Below are 26,078 nucleotides of genomic sequence, written 5' to 3' on the forward strand. Positions count from 1 at the left end.
GCCCGGATCGTGACGTATCTCGCAGGTACGGCGTACAACTCACAGGAGCCTCAAAGGCGCCCAAAGGGGCGCAAGGGGCTCACTGGGAACGCGGTCGGCCGCAGTCCCCGTGAGGGAGGACTGCGGCCGACATACGGTCACGTTGGCTCAGGCCGCGACCGGCTCCTTCGTCTGCGCCTCGGCGGCGGGAGCGGACTCCGCGACCGCGCCCGGCTGGGTCTTGCGCATGCCCTTCAGGATGATGACCAGGCCGGCCGTGACCGCCGTGCCGACCGCGATGGCCAGCAGGTAGAGGAACGGCTTGCCGATCAGGAAAGTGACCCAGATGCCGCCGTGCGGGGCGCGCAGGGTCGAGCCGAAGGCCATGGTCAGCGCGCCGGTGACCGCGCCGCCCGCCATGGAGGCGGGGATGACGCGCAGCGGGTCGGCCGCCGCGAAGGGGATCGCGCCCTCGGAGATGAACGAGGCGCCGAGCACCCAGGCCGCCTTGCCGTTCTCCCGCTCGGCGGTGGTGAACAGCTTCTTGCGGATGGTGGTGGCGAGGGCCATGCCCAGCGGCGGGACCATACCGGCGGCCATGACGGCGGCCATGATCTTCATCGCCGAGTCGCTGGGCGCCGCGACCGCGATACCGGCCGTCGCGAAGGTGTAGGCCACCTTGTTGACCGGGCCGCCGAGGTCGAAGCACATCATCAGGCCGAGCAGGACGCCGAGGAGGATGGCGTTGGTGCCCGAGAGGCCGTTCAGCCAGTCGGTCAGACCCTTCTGCGCCTCGGAGATCGGCTTGCCGATCACCACGAACATCAGGAACCCGACCACCGCCGTGGACACCAGCGGGATCACCACCACCGGCATGATGCCGCGCAGCACCGGCGGGATGTCGATCCGCTGGATCGCGAGGACCACACCACCGGCGATCAGACCGGCGACGAGACCGCCGAGGAAGCCCGCGCCGATCGTCACGGAGATCGCACCGCCGACGAAGCCGGGCACGAGACCGGGCCGGTCGGCCATGCCGTAGGCGATGTAACCGGCGAGGACCGGGACGAGGAAGCCGAAGGAGGCGGCGCCGATCTGGAACAGCAGGGCGCCCCAGCTGTCGACCTGGCCCCAGTCGAAGTGTTCGGTGACCGACTTGGCCTCGTTGATCTGGTAGCCGCCGATCGCGAAGCCGAGGGCGATCAGCAGACCGCCCGCCGCGACGAACGGGACCATGTAGCTCACGCCCGTCATCAGCCACTTGCGCAGCTTGGTGCCGTAGCCCTCGCCGGGCTCGCCCGCGCGCTCCACGGGGGTGCCCGGGCGGGCGGCGGCCGTGACCTCGCCGCGCTCGGCCTTGCCGCGGACCTCGGCGATCAGTTCGGCGGGGCGGTTGATGGCGGCCTTCACCCCGGTGTCCACGGTGGGCTTCCCGGCGAACCGGTCCTTCTCCCGTACGGGGACGTCATGGGCGAAGATCACGCCGTCGGCGGCGGCGATGACCGCCGGGTCGAGCCGGGTGAAGCCGGCCGAGCCCTGCGTCTCGACGACGATCTCGACGCCGTCGGCGTCCCGGCCCGCGTTCTCCAGCGACTCGGCGGCCATGTAGGTGTGCGCGATGCCGGTGGGGCAGGAGGTGACGGCGACGATCCGGAAGGGTCGGCCGGCGGGGGCGGGTTCGTCCTTCGCTTCCGGCGCCGCGGCCTCGGGCGAGGTCGGGGCCGGGGCCGGGGTGGTGCTGCCCGCGGCGGCGTCGGGGGAGGCCGTTCCGCCCGCCGCCGCCGCGGAGTCTTCGGTGCCCTCGGTCGCCGCGTCGCCCCGGATGAGGGCGGCGGCGCGGGCCGTGTCGTCCACCGCGCGGAGGGCGTCGGTGAACTCGGCGTTCATCAGCTGACGGGCGAGCGAGGAGAGGATCGTGAGGTGGGCGTCGTCCGCGCCCGCCGGGGCCGCGATCAGGAAGATGAGGTCGGCGGGGCCGTCGGCGGCACCGAAGTCGATGCCGGCGGCACTGCGCCCGAAGGCCAGGGTCGGCTCGGTGACATGCTCACTGCGGCAGTGGGGGATGCCGATTCCGCCGTCGAGACCGGTCGGCATCTGGGCCTCGCGGGCGGCCACGTCGGCGAGGAAGCCGTCCAGGTCGGTGACCCGGCCCTTCGCCACCATGCGCTCGGCGAGGGCACGCGCCGCCGCTTCCTTCGTCTCGGCGGACAGGTCGAGGTCGACCAGGTCCGCGGTGATCATCTCGCTCATCGCGGGCTCCTTCGCACGCGTATCGCCCGGGGGATGGGGTGGGCGGGGGTGGGGACGGAAGTGTGGGGGGCGCCGGCCACGGGGGCCGGGGGCAAGGACCGGGCGGGGCCGGCGGGGCCGGGGAGACTGCGCCTTCCCGGGGAGAGGGGAGGTAATGCGCGGCGAGGGTTCGTTCGCGAGTCCCGGTTCATGACACCGGCTCCTTCAGGATCAGGTCCACCGGTACCTCCGCCGTCACCGTCACCGCGGACGGGTCGAGGTCGGACGGGGTCGGCATGACGCTGCCGGGGAGTTGTACGGCGGCTGCGCCGTGGGCGACGGCGGAGGCGAGGGCGTCGGGGCCGTTGCCGCCGGCGATGAGGAAGCCGGCGAGGGAGGAGTCGCCGGCGCCGACGTTGCTGCGGACGGTGTGGACTCGGGCGCTGCCGAACCAGGCACCGGAGGCGTTCACGAGGATCTGGCCGTCGGCGCCGAGGCTGGCCAGGACCGCCCCCGCGCCCATCTCACGCAGTTCCTCCGCGGCCTTGACGGCGTCGCCGACGGTGGCGAGGGGGCGGCCCACGGCCTCGGCGAGTTCCTCGGCGTTGGGCTTGACCACGTCGGGGCGTTCGCGGAGCGCGGCCAGCAGGGCCGGGCCGGAGGTGTCCAGCGCGATCCGGGCGCCCGCCGCATGCGCACGGGCGACGAGTTCGGCGTACCAGGAGGGGGCGAGGCCGCGCGGGAGGCTGCCGCAGCAGGCGATCCAGGAGGCGTGGACGGACTGGGCGCGGACGGTCTCCAGGAGGAGTTCCCGCTCGGCGGCGGAGAGTTCCGGGCCCGGTGCGTTGATCTTCGTGAGGACGCCGTCCGCCTCGGCGAGGGCGATGTTGGAGCGGGTCGCCCCGGCCACCGGGACCCGTGCGACCTCGATGCCCTGCGCGTCGAGCAGGTCCGCGACCAGGGCGCCGGGCGCGCCGCCCAGCGGCAGTACGGCCACGGTGCGCTGTCCGGCGGCGGCGACCGCCCGGGAGACGTTGACGCCCTTGCCGCCCGGGTCCATGCGTTCGCCGGTGGCCCGGATGACCTCGCCGCGGTCGAGGGAGGGAACCTCGTAGGTGCGGTCGAGGGACGGGTTGGGGGTGACGGTGAGGATCATGAGCGGTCTTTCCTCGCGGTGGTCCTGCCCGCGACGGAGCCGTTGACGGCCTCCGTCCCCGGGCCCCTGGCCGTGTCCTTCGCCGCGCCCCTGGCCGTGTCCCTGGCCGTGCTCGCGCCCGGGACCCGGAGCACTTCGGTGCCGTTGCGTTCGATGGCGAGGGCGTCCTCGGGCCGCAGCCCGCTGTCCGTGATCAGGAGGTCGACGTCGGCCAGGGCGCCGAAGCGGGCGAAGTGCTCCTGGCCGCACTTGGAGGAGTCGGCGAGCAGCACCACACGGCGGGCGGCGGCCATCGCGGCCCGTTTCACCGCGGCTTCGGCGAGGTCGGGGGTGGTCAGACCGTGGTCGGTGGAGAACCCGTTGGCCGCCACGAAGAGCACGTCGGCGCGGATCTCGCCGTAGGCGCGGAGCGCCCAGGCGTCCACGGCGGCGCGCGTGCGGTGGCGGACCCGGCCGCCGACCAGATGGAGCTGGATGCCCGGGTGGTCGGCGAGGCGGGCCGCGATCGGCAGGCTGTGCGTGACCGCGGTGAGCGAGGCCTCCAGCGGGATGGCGGCGGCGAGGCGTGCGACGGTCGTACCGGCGTCGAGGACGACGGTGCCGTCGGCCGGCAGTTCGGCGAGGGCGGCCTGTGCGATGCGGTCCTTCTCGTCGGCGGCCGTGCTCTCGCGTTCGGCGAGGTCGGGTTCGAAGTCCAGGCGTCCCGCGGGGATCGCGCCGCCGTGCACGCGCTGGACGAGACCGGCGCGGTCCAGGGCCTTCAGGTCGCGCCGGATGGTCTCGGCCGTGACCTGGAACTCCTCCGCCAGCGACACCACGTCCACCCGGCCGCCGTCACGGGCGAGCCGGAGGATCTCCTGCTGCCGCTCCGGTGCGTACATGTCCGTTCGCCTCCGACCGATGCCCGATTTTGTGGTTTCGCTCGGAGGCTACGCCCGCATTTCCAAAAAGTAAACAGGTTCGGGCATAGGTCGGACATAAACGGGGGCGGGGGCAGCATCGGCGGGCGGGTGGAACGGTCGGGGGACACAGGACGACGGCCCGGCACCCTGGGGGTGCCGGGCCGGCCGGCCATCGGAGTCGTCGGTCAGTGAGCCGGCTGCGGCGCGCGCTCCGCCTCTTCGGCCCCGCACCCGTCGGCCGCGTGGGCCTCGCCGTCCGCCGTCACGGGGCGGGCCGGCAGGGCGAACATCAGCAGGAAGATCGCGAAGAGCACCGCGGCCACCCAGCCGAGGGCGTACTCGAAGGCGTTGACGAAGGCGGGGCGGATCTCGGCGGGCAGGAGATGGTCGTCCATGGTGCCGAAGAAGACCACGGCCACCAGGCCGAGCCCGAGCGCGTTGCCCATCTGCTGCACCGTGCTGATCAGTCCGGACGCGGAACCGGCGTGCTCACGCGGCACCCCGGAGAGGATCGCGTCGGTCAGCGGGGCGACGATGAGCCCCATGCCCGCGCCCATCACGATCAGCGGGAGCGCCATCTGCCACGGGGTGATGGCGAGGCCGTACCGCTCGGACTCCCACAGGTAGAGCAGTACACCGGCCGCCATCAGCAGCGCACCCGTCTGGAGGACCTTGCGGCCGAAGCGCGGGACGAGTATCTGGACCGACATCCCGGCCGCGACCGAGACGGAGACGGAGAAGGGGACGCCGGTCAGGCCCGCCTTCAGGACACTCCAGCCCAGCCCGGTCTGGAGATAGAGGGTCCAGACGAGGAAGAACACACCGAGGGCGATGCCGAACACCGTCTGCACGGCGATACCGGCCGCGAAGCTCTTCACCCTGAACAGCGACAGTTCGATCAGCGGGGAGCCGTCGCGCGCCGTCTTGCGCCGCTCGTACGCCACCAGCGCCGCGAACACCACCAGCGAGCCCGCCATCAGGGCGTATCCCCACAGCGGCCAGTCCAGCTCATGGCCGCGGGTGAGCGGATAGAGCAGCATCAGCAGACCGCCGGTGACGAGGGCGACGCCGACGAGGTCCAGCTTGAGGGCGTGCGGGGCCTTGGACTCGCTGATGAAGCTGCGGCCCAGGACGAGACCGGCGACGCCGACCGGGAGGTTGATCAGGAAGATGGCCCGCCATTCGAGGCCGAGCGGGTTCCACTCGATGAGCAGGGCGCCGAGCAGCGGGCCGGAGACCGCGCCGAGGCCGACGATCGCGCCGAACAACCCGAACACCTTGCCGCGTTCGTGCGCCGGGAAGGTGGCGTGGACGATAGACAGCACCTGCGGGACCATCAGCGCGGCCGTCGCGCCCTGCGCGATCCGTGCGGCGACGAGCATCTCCGGGTTCGCGGCGAGGCCGCACAGCGCGGAGGCGACGGTGAAGCCGCCGATGCCGAGGAGGAAGATCCGCCGGCGGCCGTGGATGTCGCCGAGCCGGCCGCCGGTGACGAGTCCGGCGGCGAAGGCGAGGGCGTAGCCGGCGGTGATCCACTGGATCTGGCCGACGGTGGCGGACTCGCCGCGCTGGATGGAGGGGATCGCGATGTTGACGATCGTGACGTCCACGAGATCCATGAAGGCGGCGGTCATGACGATGGCGAGGGCGATCCACCGCCTGCGGTCGGCGCCGTCGGCGGTCGGGCCGGCGGACGCGTCCCGTACCGGTCGCGTGTCCGCCACGGGGTCGCCGCCCGCTGTCTGTGGCCGGGTCGTCCGCGGCCCGGTCGCCGGTGCCTGGTCGCGCAGGTCCCCGCGCCCCTTCAGGGCGTTCGTGGTTGAGGTCATGTCCCGAAGGTAGGACCCCAGTAGGTCAGATCGTGTCCTACTTATGCGGCATCCTCGAACTCATGACTACGGACACCCCGGCGCGGCTCCTCCAGCTCCTCTCCCTGCTCCAGACGCCCCGCGAGTGGCCGGGCGGTGAGCTGGCCGACCGGCTGGGGGTGTCACGGCGGACGGTTCGGCGGGACATCGACCGACTGCGGGAACTGGGGTATCCGGTGCAGGCGACCATGGGGGCGGACGGCGGCTACCGGCTGATGGCCGGAAAGGCCATGCCCCCGCTGGTGCTGGACGACGAGGAGGCCGTGGCGATCGCGGTGGGGCTGCGGGCCGGGGCCGGACACGCGGTGGAGGGCGTGGACGAGGCCTCCGTACGGGCGCTGGCCAAGCTGGAGCAGGTCCTGCCGTCGCGGCTGCGGCACCGGGTGTCCACGCTCCAGGCCGCCACCACTCCCCTGACCAGCGGTGACGGGGCGACGGTGGCACCCGAGACGCTGACCGTGATGGCCTCGGCGGTGGCGGGCCACGAACGGCTCCGGTTCGCCTACCGTTCGGGCGACGGCGCGGACTCGCGGCGCCACTGCGAGCCGTACCGGCTGGTCTCGACCGGCCGCCGCTGGTACCTGGTCGCCTACGACCTCGACCGCGCCGACTGGCGCACCTTCCGCGTCGACCGCGTCCAGGAACCCTTTGCCACCGGCGCCCGGTTCGCGCCGCGCGAGCTGCCGACGGGGAACGCGGCGGAGTTCCTGAAGCAGTCGATGCAGCGCCGGCAGGAGACGTACACGTTCGAGGTCACGTTCGCCGCCCCCCTGGAGGCCGTCACGGCCCGGCTGCCGGCCTGGTTCGGCCGGCCCGAACCCGTCGACGAGCACAGCTGCCGCTTGCGGGCCTCGTCCGGCGACGCGGTGGAGTGGCTCGCGGTACGACTGGCCGTGCTGGGCTGCGAGTTCACGGTGCACGAGCCGCCGGAACTGGTCGGTCACGTCAGGGAGTTGGGTGCGCGGCTCACGCGGGCGGCGGGCGAGGGGGAGAGCTGAGGCGGACGGGACGGTGGCCGCCGCGAACCGGGCGCACCCGCAAGCCGGCGGATCGACGGATCGGCGGATCGGCGGCCAAGGAGAAGGGAGCCGGGCTTCGGCGCCAGGGGGGGGAAGCGCCGAAGCCCGGCTCTGGGGAGTCCCGGCACTGGGGGGAGAGTGTCGGGACTGCTTCAGTTGGCTTCGGTGGTGGTGAAGTGACCTCGCCGACGAGGGACTTCTGCGGCGAGGCGGCTTCGCCGGGGCTGACTGGTCGTGCGGCCGGGGGCCGGCTCGGTGCGCGGGCAGGACAACGGTCGGGCGGGCGGCGTACGGACGACTGCGCTGGGCTGCGGTGCCCCCGGCTCCCGGAACTTCTGAACTCCGGGTCCCGGGCCGTTCGGCTCCGGGCCCGGTGGAGTCGTGGGCCCGCAAGTCTTGTGCCCCGGGATCGGGGAGTTGAAGCGACGTAGTACGGCCAAGGTGTGGCCGATGATGGCCGATGGCCGACGTACGACGGCATGCCGGGGCCTCGGCCGCACGGCGGGCCGGACGGATGCCGGGCCGTCGAACCCGGATGGTCCGGGCCGGGGGGCGGCGGCCGGTCAGGCCGCCGCGTCGAACCCCGTGTCCCTGGCGAGCTTCTTCAGTTCGAGCAGCGCGTGCTTCTCGATCTGGCGGATCCGCTCACGGGTGAGCCCGTGTTCCTTGCCGACCTCGGTGAGCGTGCGCTCGCGGCCGTCCTCGATGCCGTACCGCATCTTGATGATGGAGGCCGTGCGCTGGTCGAGCCGCCCGATCAGGCTGTCGAGCTCCTCACTGCGCAGCAGGGTCAGCACCGACTGCTCGGGCGAGACGGCGGAGGTGTCCTCCAGCAGGTCGCCGAACTGGGTCTCGCCCTCGTCGTCCACCGACATGTTGAGCGAGACCGGGTCGCGGGCCCAGTCGAGGACGTCGCTGACGCGCTCCGGGGTGGAGCCCAGCTCGGCGGCGATCTCCTGGGGCTCGGGGTCGCGCCCGTGCTCCCGGTTGAACTCGCGCTGCACCCGTCGGATGCGGCCCAGCTCCTCGACCAGGTGGACGGGCAGCCGGATGGTGCGCGACTGGTCGGCTATGGAGCGGGTGATGGCCTGACGGATCCACCAGGTGGCGTACGTCGAGAACTTGAAGCCCTTGCGGTAGTCGAACTTCTCGACCGCGCGGACCAGGCCCGCGTTGCCCTCCTGGATGAGGTCGAGCAGGGGCAGACCGCTGCGCGGGTACCGCCGGGCGACGGCCACGACGAGCCGGAGGTTCGACCGTATGAAGATGTCCTTGGCCCGCTCGCTCTCGGCGACGAGGGCTTCGAGCTCCTCGCGGGTCGCGTCCGCCTTCGCCTCCTCCTCCCCGTCGAGGATCTGCTGTGCGAACACACCCGCCTCGATGATCTGGGACAGCTCGACTTCCTTGGCGGCGTCGAGCAGCGGTGTACGCGCGATCTCGTCGAGGTACATGCCGACCAGGTCGCGGTCGGCGATCTCGCCGCCAGAGGCGCGAACGCTGCTTGCCGCGTCGCTCCCGCCGGCGGCGGACGAACGACGAGCGGCGACGGCACGGGTTGCCATGCGTGCTCCCTTGCGATGGTGGGCTGGCAGGGTCGTGTCGGGTCCTACATGTCTTGATGTGGCCGCTCGGACACTCTCCCGAGTGCCCGGCTTCCGAAGGAAACAACGACTGGAATCAGGACAGAATTCCCAACCCGCCCCACTATTTTTCTGATCTTGCAGTACCCTGTGCCGCCACAGGAGGGGGCGTGATGTTCGCGGGGCCCGAAGAGGTGCAGGTCAGACCGGGAGTCGAGGCCGACCTCGATACCCTCACCGACATCTACAACCACTACGTTCGTGAGACGCCCATCACATTCGACACCGCTGCCTTCACTCCGGAGGAGCGCCGCCCTTGGCTGCTCTCCCACCTTGTAGACGGTCGGCATCGCCTGATAGTTGCCACCACGGAGGATTCACAGCGAATCCTCGGGTACGCCACGAGCAGCGCGTTCCGCGCCAAGGCGGCCTACGACACCTCCGTGGAGGTCTCCGTCTACGTCGCACCCGACGCGGGGGGCCGCGGCGTCGGCACACTGCTGTACAAGGCGCTCTTCGAAGCCCTCGCCGCCGAGGACGTGCATCGCGCCTACGCCGGCATCGCCCAGCCGAACGAGCCCTCCACCCGCCTCCACGAGCGCTTCGGCTTCCGGCACGTGGGGACGTACCGGGAGGTAGGGCGGAAGTTCGGCCGCTACTGGGACGTGGCCTGGTACGAGAAGGAACTCTAGGCCGGCCGGTTCCCCAGGGCCGGAGCACGCGCCCCCTCTGCCCGGCCGGGGTCTCGCACCGCGACGGCGGGGTTCTCAGCCGAACTGGACCGAGCGCTTCGCCAGCCCCATCCAGAATCCGTCGATCACCGACCTCTGGGCGTCGAGTTCACCGGCGGCCTCGGCCGCGCCCATGGTCACGAAGAGCGGCGCGAAGTGCTCGGTACGGGGGTGGGCGAGCCGGCCCGCCGGGGACTTGTGCAGGAAGTCGAGGAGGGAGTCCCAGTCGCGGGACTCCAGGGCCCGGTTGCCCCAGTCGTCGAACTCGGCGGACCAGGTGGGGATGCCGCCCTGGCGGAGCGCGGCGAGGTTGTGGGTGAAGAAGCCGGAGCCGACGATCAGGACCCCCTCGTCGCGGAGGGGGGCGAGCTTGCGGCCGATGTCCATCAGCTTCAGCGGGTCCAGGGTCGGCATCGAGATCTGGAGGACCGGGATGTCGGCCTCCGGGAACATCTCGACGAGCGGGACGTACGCGCCGTGGTCGAGGCCTCGGTCCGGGATGTCCTGGACCGGCGTGCCCGGGGCCTGGAGCAGCTTGCGCACGGAGGCGGCCAGCCCGGGGGCGCCGGGCGACGGGTACCGGACCGTGTAGTAGTGCTCGGGGAAGCCCCAGAAGTCGTAGACCAGCGGGACACGCTCGACCGCGCCCAGGGCGAGCGGCACTTCCTCCCAGTGGGCGGAGACCATGAGGATCGCCTTGGGGCGGGGCAGCGCCTTCGACCAGGCGGCCAGTTCGCCGGGCCAGATCGGGTCGTCGGCGAGCGGCGGCGCACCATGGCTCAGATAGAGGGTCGGCATGCGCTCGGCGGTGGCGGCGGACATAGGGGTGACTCCCTCGACACACGCGACTCGCGGGGGACGGGGCCACGCCCGGGCACGTACGGCTCATGGAGCACGTAGGCCTCAAGCGGGCCACAACGGGTCGCTTCAGGCTCTTCGGTTGCTTGAGACCTCGCCCCCACTCCCCAGTAGTTGAAGTCTCAATATTTCTTGTTTCACCTTACATCTCTATAGTTCAAAATTCAAGAAGGGTACTCGTACAGTGGACGTATGAAGACACCGTCCGCCGCCGAAGAACCCCGCTGGCTCACCGAAGAGGAGCAGAGCATCTGGCTCGCCTACGTCCATGGCACGACCCTGCTCGACGACCACCTCGATCGCCAGTTGCAGCGGGACGCGGGCATGCCGCACCTCTACTACCACCTGCTCGTGGTGCTGTCCGCCGCGCCGCAGCGGCGGCTGCGGATGACCGAACTGGCGATGCACACGAAGATCACGCGCTCTCGCCTCTCGCACGCGATCGCCCGGCTGGAGAAGAACGGGTGGGTGCGGCGCGAGGAGTGTCCGTCGGACAAGCGGGGGCAGTTCGCCGTACTGACGGACGGCGGGTTCGAGATCCTGGCGAAGAGCGCGCCGGGGCATGTGGCCGCGGTGCGGCAGGCGCTGTTCGACCGTTTGTCGCCGGAGCAGCAGAAAGCCCTCGGCGAGATCATGGGGATCATCGCCGAGGGGCTTCAGCCGAAGGAGGCGGGGGCGGATCTGCCGTGGCTGCGCTGAGGGTTGTCCCGCCGTCCGAGCCGGGGGGCGTCGGGGGACGGCGGACCGTCCGCGGCCGTGAGTCGCACTCGGCCGGCCGTGCGGTTCCCCGCGCCCCTCATGCCGGCCCCGGCCACGGGGCCCGCTCGGTCAGTGGGCGATCACCGGGACCTTGACCTCGTCCGCCGCGTCCTCGCTCGTGCCGGCGGTGGCCGTCATGTCCGGCTTGCCGGTGGTGACGAGGGTGAAGGCGATGGCGGCCGACAGGACCAGGATGCCGACGGCGAACCAGATCGCGTTGGTGTAGCCGTTGACCATGCCCTGGAGCTGGACGAGCTGCTGCTGGGGGCGGGAGGTCGCCGTGGCCATGTGGTCCTGGATGTAGGACGTGGTCGCGGAGGCGGCGATCGTGTTCAGCAGGGCCGTACCGATGGCGCCACCGACCTGCTGGGAGGTGTTGACCATCGCGGAGGCGACACCCGCGTCACGGGGTTCGACGCCGTAGGTCGCGAGGGACATCGCCGGCATGAACGCCGTACCCATGCCGAGGCCGAGCAGCAGCTGGGCCGGCAGGAGCAGACCGGCGTACGAGGAGTCGATCTCCATCTGCGTCAGCAGCAGCATGCCGAGGCCCGCGAGCAGGAAGCCCGGCGCCATCAGCAGGCGCGGCGCCACCCGGGTCATGAGGCGGGTGCCGATCTGCGTGGAGCCGACGATCATGCCCGCGATCATGGGCAGGAAGGCGAAGCCGGTCTTGACCGGGGAGTACCCCTTCACGATCTGCAGGTAGTAGGTCAGGAAGAGGAAGAGACCGAACATCGCGATGATCGCGAGGCCCAGGGAGAGGTAGACACCGCCGCGGTTGCGCTCGGTGATCACGCGCAGCGGCAGCAGCGGGGCCTTGACCTTGGACTCGACGAGAACGAAGGCGGCGAGGAGCACGGCGGAGGCGATGAAGAGGCCGATGGTCAGACCGTCGCCCCAGCCCTCGGACTCGGCGCGGGTGAAGCCGTAGACCAGCGAGACCAGGCCCAGGGTGGACAGGACCACACCGGGGATGTCCAGCGGCGAGCGGTTGCGGCCGCCCTCCGGCTCCCGGATGACGAAGTACGCGCCGGCCGCGGCGATCACCGCGAACGGGATGTTGACGAAGAACGTCCAGCGCCAGTCCAGGTACTCGGTGAGGAAGCCGCCGAGGATCAGGCCCACGGCGCCGCCGCCGCCGGCGATCGCACCGTAGATGCCGAACGCCTTGGCGCGCTCCTTGGCGTCCGTGAACATCACGGCGAGCAGGGAGAGCGCGGCGGGCGCGAGCAGCGCGCCGAAGGCGCCCTGGAGGGCGCGGGCGCCCAGCATCATCGCCTCACCGGTGGCAGCGCCACCCAGCGCGGAGGCGCCGGCGAAGCCGATCAGACCGGTGACGAAGGTGCGCTTGCGCCCCCACAGGTCGGAGATGCGTCCGCCGAACAGCAGCAGACCGCCGAAGGCCAGGGCGTACGCCGTGATGACCCACTGGCGGTTGCCGTCGGATATCCCCAGGTCCTCCTGGGCGGACGGCAGGGCGATGTTCACGATGGTCGCGTCGAGGACGACCATCAGCTGGGCGAGCGCGATGAACACCAGCGCTTTCCAGCGGTTGGAGTGCGAGTCGTCCACCGTCTCGGGGACGTTCCGGACTGTTGCAGACATGGGGGTACCCACTTCGGGACTTCGTAACGGAAAAAGCCAGGTGAAAGCTGTGAAAGCCGGTAAAGCTGTGAAAGCCGGTAAAGCCATGAAAGCCGGTAAAGCCGTGAAAGCTGGTAGAGCGGTGAAAGCAGTGAGACTGGTGAATGCGGTACGGCGTCAGGGGGCCGACGGCGGAAAGGGCCGGGCGTGGTGAAGGTCGCGTCAGGAAGGACCGTCGACCGGTCTCGGCCGGATCGGGTCTGTCGGGTCGGGTCGGGTCAGATCACGTCAGGTCAGATCACATCGGGTCAGATCACATCGGGTCAGATCTCGTCGGGTCAGGCTCGGCGCAGGTCCTCCATCGTGATCGAGGTGCCGGGCAGTTCGGAGCGGGCCGGGGCCCGCAGACCGTCGAGCAGCAGCTGCAGATGACGGTGGAGGAAGCGGTCGACACCCGCGCACTGGGTGCCGGCCGGGGGGCGGCTGAGCTGGCTGACGGCGAGCATCAGATCACCGACGCCCACGTCGTCACGGAGCTGTCCGGCCCGCTGGGCCCGCTCCATGATCGCGGCCGTCAGCTCCTCCAGCCGTTCACGTGCCGCCTCCAGGTCGGGGTGGTTCTGGTCGAACGTGCTCTGGACCATCGGGCAGAGCGCGCTGATCCGTTCGTCGGCGGCGGCGTGCACGAAGCGGGACAGCGCCTCGAACGCGTCACCGGTCTCCTCGAGCGCGACCTCCGCCGCCAGCGCCGTACGGTCCATGACCGAGCACACGACCTCCCGGACCAGTGCGTCGCGGTCCGGGAAGTTGCGGTACACCGTGGCGTTGCCGACGCCGGCCCGGCGGGCGATCTCGTCGAGCGGCACGTCGGGGCCGAACTCGACGAACATCTCCCGGGCGGCGGTGACGATCCGTTCCCGGTTGCGCAGGGCGTCCGCCCTGGGGCGGGAGACCTTGCGCACGGGGATGGCGGTCTGCACGGCGTACCTCCTGACGATCGGGACGTGAGGTTCGGGATCCGGGGAGCATCTCCCCGTTTCGCTCGGACACCTGACTAAACGGGGAAAGGGTCCCCGGTTATTTCCCGGAGCCGAAGACATTTTCCGTGACCTGGGTCACATCTTCCCGGGTGGCCCGAGCCCCCCACCCGCGAGCGGGGAACCCACGTTCGGCCCATCCAGCGCGCGCCCCCGAACGCCCCGCACCAGGGTGATCGAGAGGGTGCGGCCGCTGCCCGGGCGGCTGCCGTGGAGCGAAGGGCGCGTGCATGCAGCAGCCGTTCCGCCGACGCGGGATACCCGAGCACCGGTCGGGCGCACCCCACCGGCCACGGCCCCGGCGCGCATGGCGGGCGCACCGGACGGACGGCACCCACGCGCCGGGCGGCATGGGCGGCATGGGCGGGATACGTGGCCGCCGAGCCGTCGCGCTCGCATCGGTCACCGCCCTCACCCTCGCGGTCAGCACGGCCGCCGGCACCGGGCACCTCGCGTCGAAGGAGACGAGGACGGCCGCGGGAGCGGTCGCCGTGGCCCCCGGCACCGGGCTCGGCCCCTGCATGATCCGCGGCCGGCTCGGCGTCCAGATGTCCGAGGGCATCCCCACCCCGCCCGGCTACTCACGCTCCACCGGCACGGTCCGCGCCCTCAACCTGATGATCGACTTCTCCGACGCGCCCGGCGAGGGCAGCGCGATGGACCGCTTCGCCGAGTTCGCCCCGCAGACCCAGAAGTGGTTCCGGACGAGCAGCTACGGCCGAATCGACTACCGTCCCGAGGCCCCGGTCACCGAGTGGCTGCGGATGCCGAAGACGTTCCGCTCGTACGGGATAGAACGCGGCGTCCCGTTCGAACCGGGCTACCGCCGGCTGGTGCAGGACATGGTGCGGGTCGCCGATCCCCTCGTCGACTTCCGGACGTACGACCTGGTCAACGTCCTCGTCACCCCGAACGCGGGTCCCTCCGCCCTCGACACGGTCCTGTCGGTGACGTTCGCCGGGAACAGGGAGGCGCCGGTCGCGGACGGCGTCCCCGTCGCCAACGCGTCGTTCGTCTACAGCCGCCAGGACGACGGCTCCGGCACGTACCGGGAGACCGGCTACCGCGTCCTCCCCCACGAGAACGGCCATGTCTTCGGCCTGCCCGACCTCTACACCCACGAGGGCGGGGGCGCGGTCGGGCACTGGGACATCATGAGCGAGGACTGGGGCGTCGACAACGACATGCTGGGCTGGCACAAGTGGAAGCTCGGCTGGCTCGACGCGAGGCAGGTCGGCTGTGTGTCCCGGCCAGGCGCGGCGCAGTACACGCTCACGCCGCTCGCCGCGGCCGACGGAACCAAGCTGGTGGTGGTGCCGCTCACCACGCGTACCGCGTACGCCGTCGAACTGCGGACCAGGGCGGGGAACGACGTCGCCGTCTGCCGTCCCGGTGTCCTCGTCTACAAGGTCGACGCGGACATCGACACCGGGAACGGGCCCATCAAGGTCTACGACTCCCGCCGCGACAGCGGGGGGTGCACCCGCAGCCCCAACGTGCACGCGGAACTGTCCGACGCCCCGTTCGTCCCCGGCGAGACCTTCGAGGACGCGAAGGCGAGGGTGAAGATCCGGGTCATCGGGACGGACGGGGCGGGGAACCACCGGGTGGTGGTGAGCCGACGGTGAGGGGGCGGTGAGCCGAGGTGAGGGGGCGGTGAGCCGAGGTGAGGGGGCGGGAGCCGAGGTGAGGGGGCGGTGAGCCGAGGTGAGGGGGCGGTGAGCCGAGGTGAGGGGGCGGGAGCCGAGGTGAGGGGGCGGTGAGGGGGCGACGGTGAGCCGAGGTGAGGGGACGGCAGCTCGGGGTGGGCGAACTCGGGGGCTTTCAGGGGCGCGGGGAACTGCCCGAGCGACCACGACGCACCCCACCGGTCGCCCGAGCACGCGCAACCCGAGCTGCCGGGTGCCCGGCCCCCGAGCGACCGGGCACCCTGCCGAGCGGCGCAGCCCACCCGCATTACCGTGGGCCCATGCGCCCGAACGTCCCGAGTGACGCCGACTCCGGTTCCGCCGTCCCGGCCGCCTCCGCGACCGCGGTACCCGCCGAGGCCGTCGCCCCCCTCATGCGAGGGATCACCGTGCTGCGGCGGCTCACCGAGGCGGACGGCGCGCTGAGCCTGAGCGCCCTGGAGAAGGCCACCGGCCTCGCGCGCTCCACGGTCGACCGCATCACCGCGACGCTGGCCCGGATGGGCTACGTACGCCTGGACGGCCGTGACGCGGTCCTCGCCCCCCGGCTGATGGAGCTGGGCAACGCCTACCTCGCCGCGATCCGCCTCCCCCGCCTCCTCGACGCGCACGCGGACGCCCTCGCCGACGAGTTGGACGAGTCGGTGTCACTGGCCGTCGCCGACCGGGACGGCGTCCGCTTCATCCACCAGGCGACCCGCCGCCGCGCGATGTCCCTCAGCTTCCGCATCGGCGACCTCCTCCCCGCCGAACGCACCGCCCCGGGCCCGCTGTTCGCCGGCGAGTGGGAGGCCGCGGACTGGGCCCGCTGGCGCGCCCGCCGCGACGCCGACCCCGAGGGCCGCGGCTTCCCGGCCGTACCGTCGCGTGAGGGGGCGTGCGACGACTTCGAGGCCCGTACGGCCGCGGCGGGCGCCCAGGGGTGGGCGCTGGACGACCAGCTGATCGAGCCGGGGCTGGTCGCGGTGTCCGTACCCGTACGGGATCCCCGTACGCGCCGTGTCGCGTGCGTGGCGAGCGTCGTCAGCCACACCAGCCGGCACACCGCGGACTCACTGCGCTCGACGCTGCTGCCGCGGCTGCGGGCGACCGTGGCACGGATGGAGGCGGAGCTGGCCCGGGAGCCGCGCGAGCCCGCCGCGCCGGAGGGCGGCTCGCCGGCAGCACCCGGTCTCGCCGCCTGGACGGGCGCGTCCAAGCAGGAACTGGGACGGGAGTTCATCGAGTCGCTCGCCCGGGGCCTGACGGTCATCACTTCCTTCGGCGAGAACCGCGCCGACCTCACCCTCACCGATGTGGCCCGGGCCACCGGCCTCGCCCGCGCCACGGCCCGCCGGGCGCTGATCACGCTCGAACACCTCGGGTACGTCGAGTCGCACGACCGCTTCTTCCGCCTCACCCCACGCGTCCTGGGCCTCGGCTTCCCGCCCCTGTCGATGCTGCCGCTCCCCCGGATCGCCGCCCCGCATCTGGCGGAACTGTCCGCCAAGGTGCACGACTCGGCGTCCCTCGCGATCCTCACGGCGGCCGGGGACGAGGTGCAGTACACGGCGCGGGTCGCCACCAGCCGCATCATGAGCGTCAACATCACCCTCGGCACACGGCTCCCCGCGTACGCGACCTCCCTGGGCCGTGTGATGCTCGCCGGTCTCCTCCCGGAGGTCTCCCTCCCCGAACGTCTCATCCCGCTGACCCCCCGCTCCGTCACGGACCCCCGCGAACTCCTCACCGTCCTCGAACGCGTCCGCACCGACGGCTACGCCCTCGTCGACGGCGAACTGGAGGAGGGCCTCCGCTCCGTCGCCGTCCCCGTCCACGACCGCGACGGCCGGGTCACGGCCGCCGTCAACGTCGCGATGCACAGCAGCAGACGGTCGGTGGAGCAGTGCGTGGAGGAGGTCCTGCCGGAACTGCGCGCGACGGTGGCGCGGATCGAGGGCGAGCTGCGGGTGGCGGGGATGTTCCGGCGGGTACCGGGCGTCTGACACGGGAGGCGGGCGCCGGACACGGGAGGCGGGCGCCGGACACGGGAGGCGGGCGCCGGGCACGGGTGGCCGGCATCTGACACGGGCGCGGGGCGTCTGACACGGTGGCGGGCGCCGGACACGGGTGGCCGGCATCTGACACCGCGCGGGGCATCTGACACGGGTGGCCGGCCCGCGCCGTGCGGGCGGCGCGCATCAGGGCAGCTCCGAGACGGGTGCGAACACCGTACGCCCACGTCGCCGCCCGTACGCCCCGGCGAATGCCGTGCGTTACGGTGACCGCCACCAGCCTTCGACACGAGAGGAACCGGCGATGCCAGCCGAGCAGCAGGGCTTCCAGTCGGTGTGGACCCGCCCCCGGACCGGCCGGGAGCAGCCCGCGCTGAGCCGGGAGCACATCGTGTCCGAGGCGCTGCGGCTGCTCGACGAGGAGGGCATCGACGCCCTCAGCATGCGCAGGCTCGGCGGCCGGCTGGGCGCGGGCGCCACCTCGCTCTACCGCCATGTCGCCAACAAGGACGAGCTGATCGAGCTGGCCGTCGACGAGGTCTACGGCGAGATCGAGGTCACCCGCTCCCCCGACCCCGCCACCTGGCGCACCGACGCCGCCCGGTGCGCCCACAGCCTGCGCGCGACGATCCTGCGCCACCCCTGGCTCGCCTCCGTGCTCGGCGAGATGGGCATGTCGTACCTCGGCCCCAACTGGATGCGCGTCTCCGAGGCCATGCTCAAGCTGCTCACCACGGCCGGCTTCCCCGCCGACGAGGCGGACCGGGTCCTCGGCACGCTCGTCGCGTACGTCACCGGCATGGCCACCAGCGAGGCCGCCTGGCTCACCGTGCTCGCCCGCAGCGGCCAGGACGAGCAGACGCTGGTCGAGCGCCTGTGGCCGGCCGCCGAGGAGGCCGCCCAGGACTATCCGCTGCTGCGGGAGGGCTACGCCGAACAGCGCGGGGCGGACCCGCGGGCCGCCCGGGAGGAGGGGTTCCGGTACGGGTTGGAGCGCGTGCTGGACGGGCTGGCGACGCGACTGACGTAGCCGCGCCGCCGCACCACCCCTGCCGTCTCACCCGTTGACGCCCGTGTAGCGGCTGAGGCTCCAGTTCCACAGCAGCCGTGACAGCACGAAGGCGACGAGGCCGACGAACGGCGCGGCCACCGCGAGCACCTGAGGTACGCCCATGTCGTCACCGTGCCCGGTCAGCACGCCGGCCGGGAAGTAGGCGATGAAGGCGAGCGGTACGACGAGGGTGAACGCGGCGGAGGCGGCCTTCGGCAGGATGCTCAGCGGATAGCTGCCGAAGGTGCCCATCAGCTCCTCCAGCCACTGGGCCCAGTACGAGGTGGCCGGGAAGTGGAACGCCGCGGCGGCCAACGCCGTGAACAGCGCGGCCTCGACGAGCATGCCCCCGAGGACCCCCGCCACCACGTACGCGATCCGCCCCGCCGTCCAGTCGAGCGAACTCCGCTGGAGCGCGGCGGCGAACAGTCCGACCGCGACGACCAGGTCACCGATGGCGTTGACCGGGAAGAAGGCCAGCTGGACCTGCCGGTACACCGGCATGGGCCGGATCAGACAAGGGTCGACGATCCCTTCCTGGACGAGCACGTTCATGTACTGGATGCGGCCGAGGAACAGCACGTACAGCCCGTGGGCGAGCATCCGCATACTGGCGATCAGCAGCACGTCGGAGCTGGACCAGCCGCCGAGGCCGGGGAACCTGGTGAGCAGCACCGAGGCGAAGACGATGATCGAGACCTGCCAGATCGCCCCGATGGCGACCCCCATCAGGAACTCGCCCCGGTACTCCAGCCGCGCCTTGAAGTTGAGCTTGGTGATCCGCCAGACGACCCGGGCGGCGCGGAGCCCACTGGTGGACGGAGTGGTCATGCTCATCCTCCCTGGGCCACGACACGACGGCCGGCCCTGTCCCACAGCCGGCGGGTGAGCAGGGCGAGCAGCACGATCCAGACGCCCTGGACGGCCATCTGCCCGAAGGCGTCACCGACCCCGATGCGCCCGACGTAGATGGAGAGCGGTACGCCGAGGGTCGCCTGGAAGGGCAGGAACGCGCTGAGGGTGATGAACCAGTCCGGGAAGTACCAGAGCGGCGCGTACACACCGGAGAGCAGGTTCTGGGCGAAGACGAGGATGAGGAGCGCCGCCTCGTTGCGCAGCGTCCAGAAGCACAGCAGGTCGACCAGCATCATCACGTAGTACAGGACGAGTTGGCCGAGCAGCATGCTCACGAGGAAGACCGCGGCCACCTCGAAGGAGGCGGGCGGGGCGACGACGCCGGCGGCGAGGCAGAGCACGTAGCCGCCCAGCACCCAGGCGAAGCCGTACACCTGGTCGCCGAGGGCGCGCAGCGCGTAGTAGCGCTGGGGCCGCATGGGCCGCAGGTACCAGTAGACGATCGTGCCGAAGTGAAGATGCTGGATGACGGTGTCGCGCCCGGCGCGCCGGTCCAGCCCCCTGATGCGGCCCGCCAGCACGGCGAGCACGGCGTACCCGACGGCCTGGGTCTCGTCGAGCCCGGCGCTGGACTCGGTGTTCGCGTACAGGCCCCGCCAGAGGTAGACGACCAGACACACCTGCACGAAGAGCCGCACGGCGGTGGCGGTCATCCGGGGCGGCGCGAGGAACTCACCCCGCGGTGTGATCGAGGCGACGCGCCGTACGCGGGAGAGGGTGGAGGTGGTGAGGGCGGGGGTGGGGGGTGTGGGGGTCGAGGGCGTGGGGGTGGTGGGGACGGGCGTCGTGGGGGCCATGGTCAGCCGCCCCGGGAGGCGGAGGTGACGGCGGCCGACGCGGACGAGTCCCCGGAGTCCCGGAGGCCCTGCCCCGGCACTTCGCTGAGGTAGGCGGAGCGCATGACGTCCTCGAGGTCGTTCTCCTCCAGCGCGAGATCGGTGACCTGGAAGCGTCCGATGACGGCCTTCAGCGCCTCGTGCACGGTGGGGGCGTCGTCCCCGACCGGCCCGAACACGACGCGGGGCCCTTCCCTGCGCAGGACGCCGACGCCGGCGAAACCGGGCAGTGCGGAGAGGTCGCGCCGGCCGCCGTCGGCTCCGTCGACGCTCGCGAGGGGTTCCAGGCCCTCGATCTCCTGGACGTCGGCGGGGTCGGCGAGGGTCGCGCGTATCTGCCAGGTGCCGCCGAAGCGCCGCCGTATCTCCTGGAGCGGCCCGTCGAGGACGATCCGGCCGTGGTTGATGAGGACGACCCGCTCGGCGAGCCGGGCGACCTCGGTCATGTCGTGGGTGGTGAGCAGTACGGTCCGCTCCCGCTCCTCGACCTGGTGCCGCAGAAACCGCCGGACCTGCTCCTTCACGACCACGTCCATGCCGATGGTGGGTTCGTCGAGGAAGACGACGGGAGGGTCGTGCAGCAGCGAGGCGGCGAGATCGCACCGGACACGCTGCCCGAGCGACAGATGCCGGACGCGCGTGTCCCAGAACTCGGAGAGTTCGAGCAGCCCGTCGAACTCGTCGATCCGTTCCCGGTACCGGTCCTCGGGAACGCCGTAGATGTCGCGGAGGATCGCGAACGACTCCCGGGCGGGCAGATCCCACCACAACTGGGTCCGCTGCCCGAAGACGGCGCCGATGTTGCGGGCGTTGCGCTCCCGGTCCCGGTGCGGCACGACACCGGCGACGAGCGCCTCACCGGAGGTGGGGGTGAGGATGCCGGTGAGCATCTTGATCGTGGTGGACTTCCCGGCCCCGTTGGGCCCGAGCAGTGCGAGCAACTCCCCTCTGCCCACACGGAAGTCGACATCCCGCACCGCGACCTTGGCGACGCGCTCGGGTTGGACGAGCGACCTGAGCGCCCCGGCAAGCCCCGGCCGGCGCACGGTCGTATGGAACACCTTGGACAGCCCGCGCGCCTCGATCACCGCAGTCAATGGCATCACATCCGTTCTGCTCGGCGCCCCTGCCGCGGGCCGCGCCCGCACCGTCGGGAACGCGTTCCCGACACCACCCTGACACCCGTCCGAAATACCGAACACCGTTCGACACAACGGCGTCGATGCTAGGCCCAGCCCCCCACCCGAGGGAACCGAATTACCGACCTCAAACTGATCCGACCGCCCCACCACCACCCGCTACACTGGCCGCGGCGAACCACCACGTACGCCACCCCGCCTTCGTAGCTCAGGGGATAGAGCACCGCTCTCCTAAAGCGGGTGTCGCAGGTTCGAATCCTGCCGGGGGCACAGACAGAAGGGCCAGCTCAGGAGGGGTTTCCTCCCAGGCTGGCCCTTCGTGGTGTCCGAGGCCGTGCCACACGCGTGCAACTACGTCCACTCGGCAGCTCGTCGAGCGGAAGGGATACCCGCTACTTCATGGGAAAGGGCACGGACGCGTCCGGCACCTCGCTGACCTGCAGGTCCGAGAAGAGCAGGGTGAGGCGGTGCGCGTTCGTCTCGATGCGAACCTCATGGAAGTCGACCCCCACGGCTTGCGCCCAACGACGGGTCGCTTCCGACTCCGGGAGGACCTTCGCACCTGGGTACAGGGGGTGCCACTTCACGCCCCAGACGTACCCGTCAAGGACGACGCCCGTCTCATGGTCGATGAGGCGGTCGTCCAAAGAGACACGCCACGTCTCCGGCACCACGGACGATTCGCACCGGGCCTCAACGCAGTACCGGAAGAGATACCGCAGATACGCCGGCTCGATGCCTGTGCGGGGGTCCGCCGTCACGTAGACGATGACCTCGTAGTCGCGCATGTAGCTGGTGTATCCATGGTGGACGACGGCTTGATCGAAGATCTCGTCCAGCTTCTGCTCAAGCATTGCGGCGTCCATGCGACCGTTTCTATCCCACACGATCAGCCCTGGCAGCCTGATATCTACAGGTGCCAGGGGCTGAAGACTCCACAAGGAGCGCTCGAACAAGCCTTAGCCGGAAGCTTCCTATCCCCCACGTCGCCGTGATCCGCCTCGGCCTCGACGACTCGGCTTCCTGACCCGGGTCCTCCGGAAGCCGGCAGTGGCCGCGCCGGCCCCCCTTTCCCGGCCGTTCGGGGGATACACCGAGGGCTACCGGGACGTTTCCCACCGGGCGGGGGCATCCCTTCTGGGACGAAAGGGAGACATGATGCCGCTCTACCTGTCCAGGTTCAGCTACACGCCGGAGACCTGGGCCAGACTCATCGGCCACCCCGAGGACCGCGCGAAGGCCGCTCAGTCGTACATCGAGTCCGTCGGTGGCAAGCTCCACGGCTTCTGGTACGCGTTCGGCACCCGCGACGGCTACAACCTGTGGGAGGCCCCCGACAACGTCTCCATGGCCGCGGTCGCCCTGGCGATCAGCGGGGGCGGAGCGCTCAGCTCGTTCGAGACGACCGTTCTCCTGACCGTCGACGAGACCATGGACGCCCTGCGCAAGGCCGGGCAGATCCGATACCGGGCTCCCGGCGCCTAGGGACGTTGCGACGCCAGGTCCCGGGGCGGCGGGGCCCGCTCCGGCCCGGCTGATAAAAGCCCTGGTCACGGATGCCCGGGTACCGCTACCGTCAGCGGGCTCGCGCTCACGGTCCGGGGGGACATTCATGCAGGTCAGCACGTTGAGGTCCATGGCGGCACTCGGTCCTGTGATGGCCGGGGTCCTGCTGGTCTCGGGGTGTTCCGCCGGGCCGGACGCGCCACCTGGATCGGTGGGACCGCGGACGACCGCGTCGGCCGAGGCCGCCCCGGCGCCTCTGACGCGAGCACAGCTGCGGGCGCTCGCCTTCAAGGAGGGAGAGGTCGAGGGGGCGCGTGAGGCCGGGACACCTGTGCAGGACCCTCAGCCGAAGGAGGAGCGGACCTCATTTCCACCGGTCTCCGAGCCCGCCTGCCAGACCATGCTCGACATCCGCGAGGGGGAGCGCGCGTCCAATGTGGTTCTTCAGGTCTTCAACTGGGAGGGCGACATCTGGGCCGGCGGCTCGACGCTCGCCTCCTACGAGGACGGGAAGGCCCGGCAGGCATTCGCACAGCTCAAGCGGGCCCTCGACTCCTGCCGCTCGTACAAGGGCACAGGATGGGTGGGCAAGTTCGAAGTCTCGCTCAGGACCGAGAAGGCCCCGGACGTGGGGGACGAGGCCGTGCGATTCCGGGAGATCGTCCCCATGGGCCCCGAGTTCCCCGGAGACCGCAACGAACAGTTCACCGTCGTACGGGCCGGGAACACCATCGTGATGTTCCGACGGTTCACCATCGACGGCAGGGTCTCCTTCCCCGCCGATCTGATCAAGCGGCAGGTCGAACGGTTGCAGAAGGCGCAACGTCCCTGATGGCAGGAGGAGGAGAGTGTCCCGTTCCCCTTGCTGCGGTTCTCCTCGCCACCCGTACCCCCATACGCCTCGGTCGCAGTGCACACTGGGGGCAGAGTGCCGGAAGGCACCACCGGGAAGGATCGAGATGCTGATCATCTTTGGCACCAAGGGTTACCTGTACCAGCTCGCGATACTCACGCTGGTGTGCGGCCAGTGCGGGAATCCCGCCGCGCACACGCTGAGGAAGCGGGTCACGAAGTTCACGCTGTTCTTCGTCCCGCTGTTCCCGGTCTCGACGAAGTACCAGACGCAGTGCACCTTCTGCGGGGCGGAGCAGAAGGTGACCGCCGAGCAGGCCGAGCAGCTCCAGGCGCAGAGCGCGGGCGCGGGAGGCCAGAGCGGCCAGTACCAGGGGCAGGGCCAGCAGCAGCCGTACCAGTCCTGAAGCCGTCCGGGCCCCCTGCTTCCGAAGGTCCGGCTCCTTCCGGAACGGTGCTCCAGGCCGGTGCCGTGCGCCTGGGGCGGGATCAGCCTCTTCCGTCCGTCCCCTTTCCACCGGCCGCGCCCCGGCGCGGCAGCCGTGGTGGGCGGGGGGTCGTTCGGTGGGGGGACGGGGGATCCGTCCAGGAGTCCGCGGCGGTGGCCGCCGCCAGCAGGATCGTCATGTGTTCGGCGAAGTCGGGGCGCGGGAGAGGCAGCTCGAAGTCGGGGTTGTCGACGTAGCCGAGCGTCACCGCCCCGGGGACGTAGTGCATGACCGCGTCGACGAGTTCCGTGCGCGGCAGGGCCGTGCGGTCCAGGTGGGTGAGGGCGCGGAGCACCGTCGGGAAGCTGGCGTCGTACGCGGTGGGGACGCCGGCGTCGGGGACCGCCATGAGGGGTTCGGGTGCCGGGCGGGTGCCGATGCCGGTCTGCTCGCGCCACCACGCCGCCGCCTCCGCGTCGCCGAGGACCAGGTGCTGGAGGTAGAGGCAGTACGAGGCGAGGTCGTCACCGGCGCCGGCCGCGTACTGCCACCAGGAGCGGGCACTGTCCTCGGCGTCGGCGAGCTGGAGGATGCAGCCGAGGACACGGGCGCCCGGCGGCTCGGGCAGGTGCTCGGTGACGAAGGCCTGGAGGGCGTCGGTGGTGGTGTGGGCCAGCACCGTCTCGCAGAGGGTGCGCAGGTCGCGGGCCGCCATCGTGCGCGTACGGTCGTGCTGGCGGGCGGAGCCGACGAGCGGGGCCCGGCAGCGGCCGCCCGGGACTATGTCGGGGGGTGTCACCGGCGCATCGAGAAGGCGGGCCCGGGCGAGGAGCTCGTCCAGCGGGGTCGGCGGGGGCATGGGAGTCATCGGCGTGGGGATCATTCGGGGATCTCTCCCGGGTGGTTCTGGGGCTCCGGGTCGTTCTCTTTCCTCTGCCGGAGGTGAAGCGTCGCGGTGAGGGTCTTGCGGGCGTACCGGTCGGCCGTGTGGACGGAGGCGATGGGGACGCCGAGTACGTCGGCGACCGCGGCGTGGTCCATGCCGCGCAGATAGGTGAGCACCATGACGTCCAGCTGGTGGGCGGGCAGCCGGCTGATCGCCGTGAAGAGGGCCATCGACTCCTCGATCTGCGCGAACCGCGCCTCGGGCGTCGAGAGCACGCTCAGGGCGACCGTGTCGAACGCGGTGCGGGCCAGCTCAGGGCAGCCGTCGACATGGCGGGCGCGGGCCATCACGCTCCGGCGCAGCACGGACCAGGCGAACGGCACGACGTCGGAACTGGCCAGCGCCTCGTCCCAGCGGAACCACAGCACGTCGAACGTCTCCGCGACCACCTCCCTCGCCTCGTCCGCGCCGAGGAAGAGCCGGGCGTAGGCGAGATAGGCGGAGCGGTTGAGCTCGGTGAACGCCTGGTGTTCCAAGGGGGGTACGGCGGGCCCGGTCGACACGGTCGCCCGTCCGGGCGGGAGCGGGCGGTTCTGGATGCAGCCGTCTATCCAGTCGGGCTTCTTCTCCGCCTCCAGCGCGGCGGCCATCCAGAGCCGGCGCATCGGCCAGCTCGGTACGTCGAGGACGTCCAACAGGCCGTAGGTGATCTCCCAGCGCGGGTAGCGGCCCGTGCCGCGCAGCAGTTCGGAGATCTTCGACTTCGCCCAGCCGGACCGGTAGCTCAGCTCGCTGATCGTCAGACCGCTGGCCAGGAAGCGGTGGCGCAGGGGCTCCAGCCAGGCACGGTGGGCGGCGCCCACGCCCTCGGCTATCGGCCCGAGTTTCCGGCCGGGCTTGCCCGCCGGCGGCCCCCCTCCGGGCCGCCGCGACAGGGAGGGGGTCACGCCGTGCGCTCCTCATCAGCCGCGAGGGATCCGCGATCGGTCCATACCGTCCCGCGATCGGCCGCCGGACCGGGCACGGAGTCAGCCTCAACAGACGCGTGATCGGCCGCCGGACCGGGCACGGACTCCGC

The 26,078-nt window shown here is 71.4% G+C and carries 23 protein-coding genes and 1 tRNA gene; 10 read left to right on the top strand and 14 right to left on the bottom strand.

Annotated features, from left to right (window positions below):
- Positions 1 to 147: 147 nt before the first annotated feature.
- The 4 genes from AC067N_RS12195 to AC067N_RS12210 all read right to left on the bottom strand — a co-directional run bounded on the left by AC067N_RS12195 (position 148) and on the right by AC067N_RS12210 (position 6,095).
- Positions 148 to 2,229, bottom strand: a complete 2,082-nt coding sequence (locus AC067N_RS12195; protein WP_478678805.1) for a PTS fructose transporter subunit IIABC — start codon at positions 2,227 to 2,229, stop codon at positions 148 to 150.
- A 187-nt stretch (positions 2,230 to 2,416) separates the two neighbouring features.
- The gene (gene pfkB, locus AC067N_RS12200) at positions 2,417 to 3,364 is read right to left on the bottom strand and encodes a 1-phosphofructokinase (RefSeq protein ID WP_478678806.1); all 948 of its coding nucleotides are present in this window, start codon (positions 3,362 to 3,364) and stop codon (positions 2,417 to 2,419) included.
- Complete coding sequence (locus tag AC067N_RS12205; RefSeq protein ID WP_478678807.1) at positions 3,361 to 4,245, bottom strand: DeoR/GlpR family DNA-binding transcription regulator; 885 nt, start codon at positions 4,243 to 4,245, stop codon at positions 3,361 to 3,363. The genes pfkB and AC067N_RS12205 overlap by 4 nt, the downstream gene beginning before the upstream one ends.
- A 206-nt stretch (positions 4,246 to 4,451) precedes the next feature.
- Positions 4,452 to 6,095, bottom strand: a complete 1,644-nt coding sequence (locus tag AC067N_RS12210) for an MFS transporter (RefSeq protein WP_478678808.1) — start codon at positions 6,093 to 6,095, stop codon at positions 4,452 to 4,454.
- Positions 6,096 to 6,157: 62 nt separating this feature from the next.
- Here AC067N_RS12210 and AC067N_RS12215 point away from each other — a divergent pair, with 62 nt between their 5' ends.
- Positions 6,158 to 7,132, top strand: coding sequence for a helix-turn-helix transcriptional regulator (locus AC067N_RS12215; RefSeq protein ID WP_478678809.1), 975 nt, complete (start codon positions 6,158 to 6,160; stop codon positions 7,130 to 7,132).
- A 584-nt stretch (positions 7,133 to 7,716) separates the two neighbouring features.
- Here AC067N_RS12215 and AC067N_RS12220 read toward each other — a convergent pair.
- On the bottom strand, positions 7,717 to 8,715 hold the full coding sequence (locus AC067N_RS12220) for a sigma-70 family RNA polymerase sigma factor (RefSeq protein WP_478678810.1): 999 nt from the start codon (positions 8,713 to 8,715) through the stop codon (positions 7,717 to 7,719).
- 191 nt (positions 8,716 to 8,906) lie between these two features.
- Between AC067N_RS12220 and AC067N_RS12225 the strand changes: the two genes are divergently transcribed.
- Positions 8,907 to 9,425, top strand: coding sequence for an N-acetyltransferase family protein (locus tag AC067N_RS12225; protein ID WP_478679115.1), 519 nt, complete (start codon positions 8,907 to 8,909; stop codon positions 9,423 to 9,425).
- A 75-nt stretch (positions 9,426 to 9,500) separates the two neighbouring features.
- Here the strand turns inward: AC067N_RS12225 and AC067N_RS12230 are convergent, their stop codons facing one another.
- Positions 9,501 to 10,286 (bottom strand): dioxygenase family protein, encoded by a 786-nt coding sequence (locus AC067N_RS12230; RefSeq protein WP_478678811.1) that lies wholly within the window; start codon positions 10,284 to 10,286, stop codon positions 9,501 to 9,503.
- 228 nt (positions 10,287 to 10,514) lie between these two features.
- On the opposite strand from AC067N_RS12230, the gene AC067N_RS12235 reads away from it, so the two are divergent.
- Entirely contained in the window at positions 10,515 to 11,021 is a 507-nt protein-coding gene (locus AC067N_RS12235) for a MarR family winged helix-turn-helix transcriptional regulator (protein WP_478678812.1), read from the top strand.
- 129 nt (positions 11,022 to 11,150) lie between these two features.
- Here the strand turns inward: AC067N_RS12235 and AC067N_RS12240 are convergent, their stop codons facing one another.
- Positions 11,151 to 12,689 carry an MFS transporter gene (locus AC067N_RS12240; RefSeq protein WP_478678813.1) on the bottom strand — a complete coding sequence of 513 codons (1,539 nt, stop codon included), beginning with the start codon at positions 12,687 to 12,689 and terminating at the stop codon, positions 11,151 to 11,153.
- Between the two features lie 317 nt (positions 12,690 to 13,006).
- Positions 13,007 to 13,648: a TetR/AcrR family transcriptional regulator gene (locus AC067N_RS12245; RefSeq protein ID WP_478678814.1), complete on the bottom strand. Its 642-nt coding sequence runs from the start codon at positions 13,646 to 13,648 to the stop codon at positions 13,007 to 13,009.
- Between the two features lie 407 nt (positions 13,649 to 14,055).
- Here AC067N_RS12245 and AC067N_RS12250 point away from each other — a divergent pair, with 407 nt between their 5' ends.
- The 3 genes from AC067N_RS12250 to AC067N_RS12260 all read left to right on the top strand — a co-directional run bounded on the left by AC067N_RS12250 (position 14,056) and on the right by AC067N_RS12260 (position 18,417).
- Entirely contained in the window at positions 14,056 to 15,333 is a 1,278-nt protein-coding gene (locus AC067N_RS12250; protein ID WP_478679116.1) for a M6 family metalloprotease domain-containing protein, read from the top strand.
- A gap of 341 nt (positions 15,334 to 15,674) precedes the next feature.
- Complete coding sequence (locus AC067N_RS12255; RefSeq protein WP_478678815.1) at positions 15,675 to 17,378, top strand: IclR family transcriptional regulator domain-containing protein; 1,704 nt, start codon at positions 15,675 to 15,677, stop codon at positions 17,376 to 17,378.
- 313 nt (positions 17,379 to 17,691) lie between these two features.
- Positions 17,692 to 18,417: a TetR/AcrR family transcriptional regulator gene (locus AC067N_RS12260; RefSeq protein ID WP_478678816.1), complete on the top strand. Its 726-nt coding sequence runs from the start codon at positions 17,692 to 17,694 to the stop codon at positions 18,415 to 18,417.
- Positions 18,418 to 18,444: 27 nt separating this feature from the next.
- On the opposite strand, the gene AC067N_RS12265 is transcribed toward AC067N_RS12260, so the two are convergent.
- From AC067N_RS12265 to AC067N_RS12275, 3 genes are all read right to left on the bottom strand, one after another.
- Positions 18,445 to 19,269 carry an ABC transporter permease gene (locus AC067N_RS12265; RefSeq protein ID WP_478678817.1) on the bottom strand — a complete coding sequence of 275 codons (825 nt, stop codon included), beginning with the start codon at positions 19,267 to 19,269 and terminating at the stop codon, positions 18,445 to 18,447.
- A 2-nt stretch (positions 19,270 to 19,271) separates the two neighbouring features.
- Complete coding sequence (locus tag AC067N_RS12270) at positions 19,272 to 20,006, bottom strand: ABC transporter permease (protein WP_478679117.1); 735 nt, start codon at positions 20,004 to 20,006, stop codon at positions 19,272 to 19,274.
- A gap of 146 nt (positions 20,007 to 20,152) precedes the next feature.
- Entirely contained in the window at positions 20,153 to 21,292 is a 1,140-nt protein-coding gene (locus tag AC067N_RS12275; protein ID WP_478678818.1) for an ABC transporter ATP-binding protein, read from the bottom strand.
- A 233-nt stretch (positions 21,293 to 21,525) separates the two neighbouring features.
- Between AC067N_RS12275 and AC067N_RS12280 the strand changes: the two genes are divergently transcribed.
- Positions 21,526 to 21,598, top strand: a tRNA-Arg gene (locus tag AC067N_RS12280).
- 122 nt (positions 21,599 to 21,720) lie between these two features.
- Here the strand turns inward: AC067N_RS12280 and AC067N_RS12285 are convergent.
- Positions 21,721 to 22,194 carry a YxiG-like protein gene (locus AC067N_RS12285; protein ID WP_478678819.1) on the bottom strand — a complete coding sequence of 158 codons (474 nt, stop codon included), beginning with the start codon at positions 22,192 to 22,194 and terminating at the stop codon, positions 21,721 to 21,723.
- 292 nt (positions 22,195 to 22,486) lie between these two features.
- On the opposite strand from AC067N_RS12285, the gene AC067N_RS12290 reads away from it, so the two are divergent.
- The 3 genes from AC067N_RS12290 (at position 22,487) to AC067N_RS12300 (ending at position 24,093) form a co-directional block, all read left to right on the top strand.
- Positions 22,487 to 22,813 (top strand): GYD domain-containing protein, encoded by a 327-nt coding sequence (locus AC067N_RS12290; protein WP_478679118.1) that lies wholly within the window; start codon positions 22,487 to 22,489, stop codon positions 22,811 to 22,813.
- Positions 22,814 to 22,964: 151 nt separating this feature from the next.
- Positions 22,965 to 23,666, top strand: coding sequence for a hypothetical protein (locus AC067N_RS12295; protein ID WP_478678820.1), 702 nt, complete (start codon positions 22,965 to 22,967; stop codon positions 23,664 to 23,666).
- 127 nt (positions 23,667 to 23,793) lie between these two features.
- Positions 23,794 to 24,093 carry a zinc-ribbon domain-containing protein gene (locus AC067N_RS12300; RefSeq protein ID WP_478678821.1) on the top strand — a complete coding sequence of 100 codons (300 nt, stop codon included), beginning with the start codon at positions 23,794 to 23,796 and terminating at the stop codon, positions 24,091 to 24,093.
- A gap of 82 nt (positions 24,094 to 24,175) precedes the next feature.
- On the opposite strand, the gene AC067N_RS12305 is transcribed toward AC067N_RS12300, so the two are convergent.
- Together AC067N_RS12305 and AC067N_RS12310 are read right to left on the bottom strand one after the other, a co-directional pair.
- Positions 24,176 to 24,982 carry a hypothetical protein gene (locus AC067N_RS12305; RefSeq protein WP_478678822.1) on the bottom strand — a complete coding sequence of 269 codons (807 nt, stop codon included), beginning with the start codon at positions 24,980 to 24,982 and terminating at the stop codon, positions 24,176 to 24,178.
- A gap of 11 nt (positions 24,983 to 24,993) precedes the next feature.
- A complete protein-coding gene (locus AC067N_RS12310; protein ID WP_478678823.1) occupies positions 24,994 to 25,947 on the bottom strand; it encodes a sigma factor-like helix-turn-helix DNA-binding protein in 954 nt (317 codons plus the stop codon).
- Positions 25,948 to 26,078: the final 131 nt, after the last annotated feature.

It is taken from the genome of Streptomyces sp. NPDC042364, assembly GCF_056437585.1.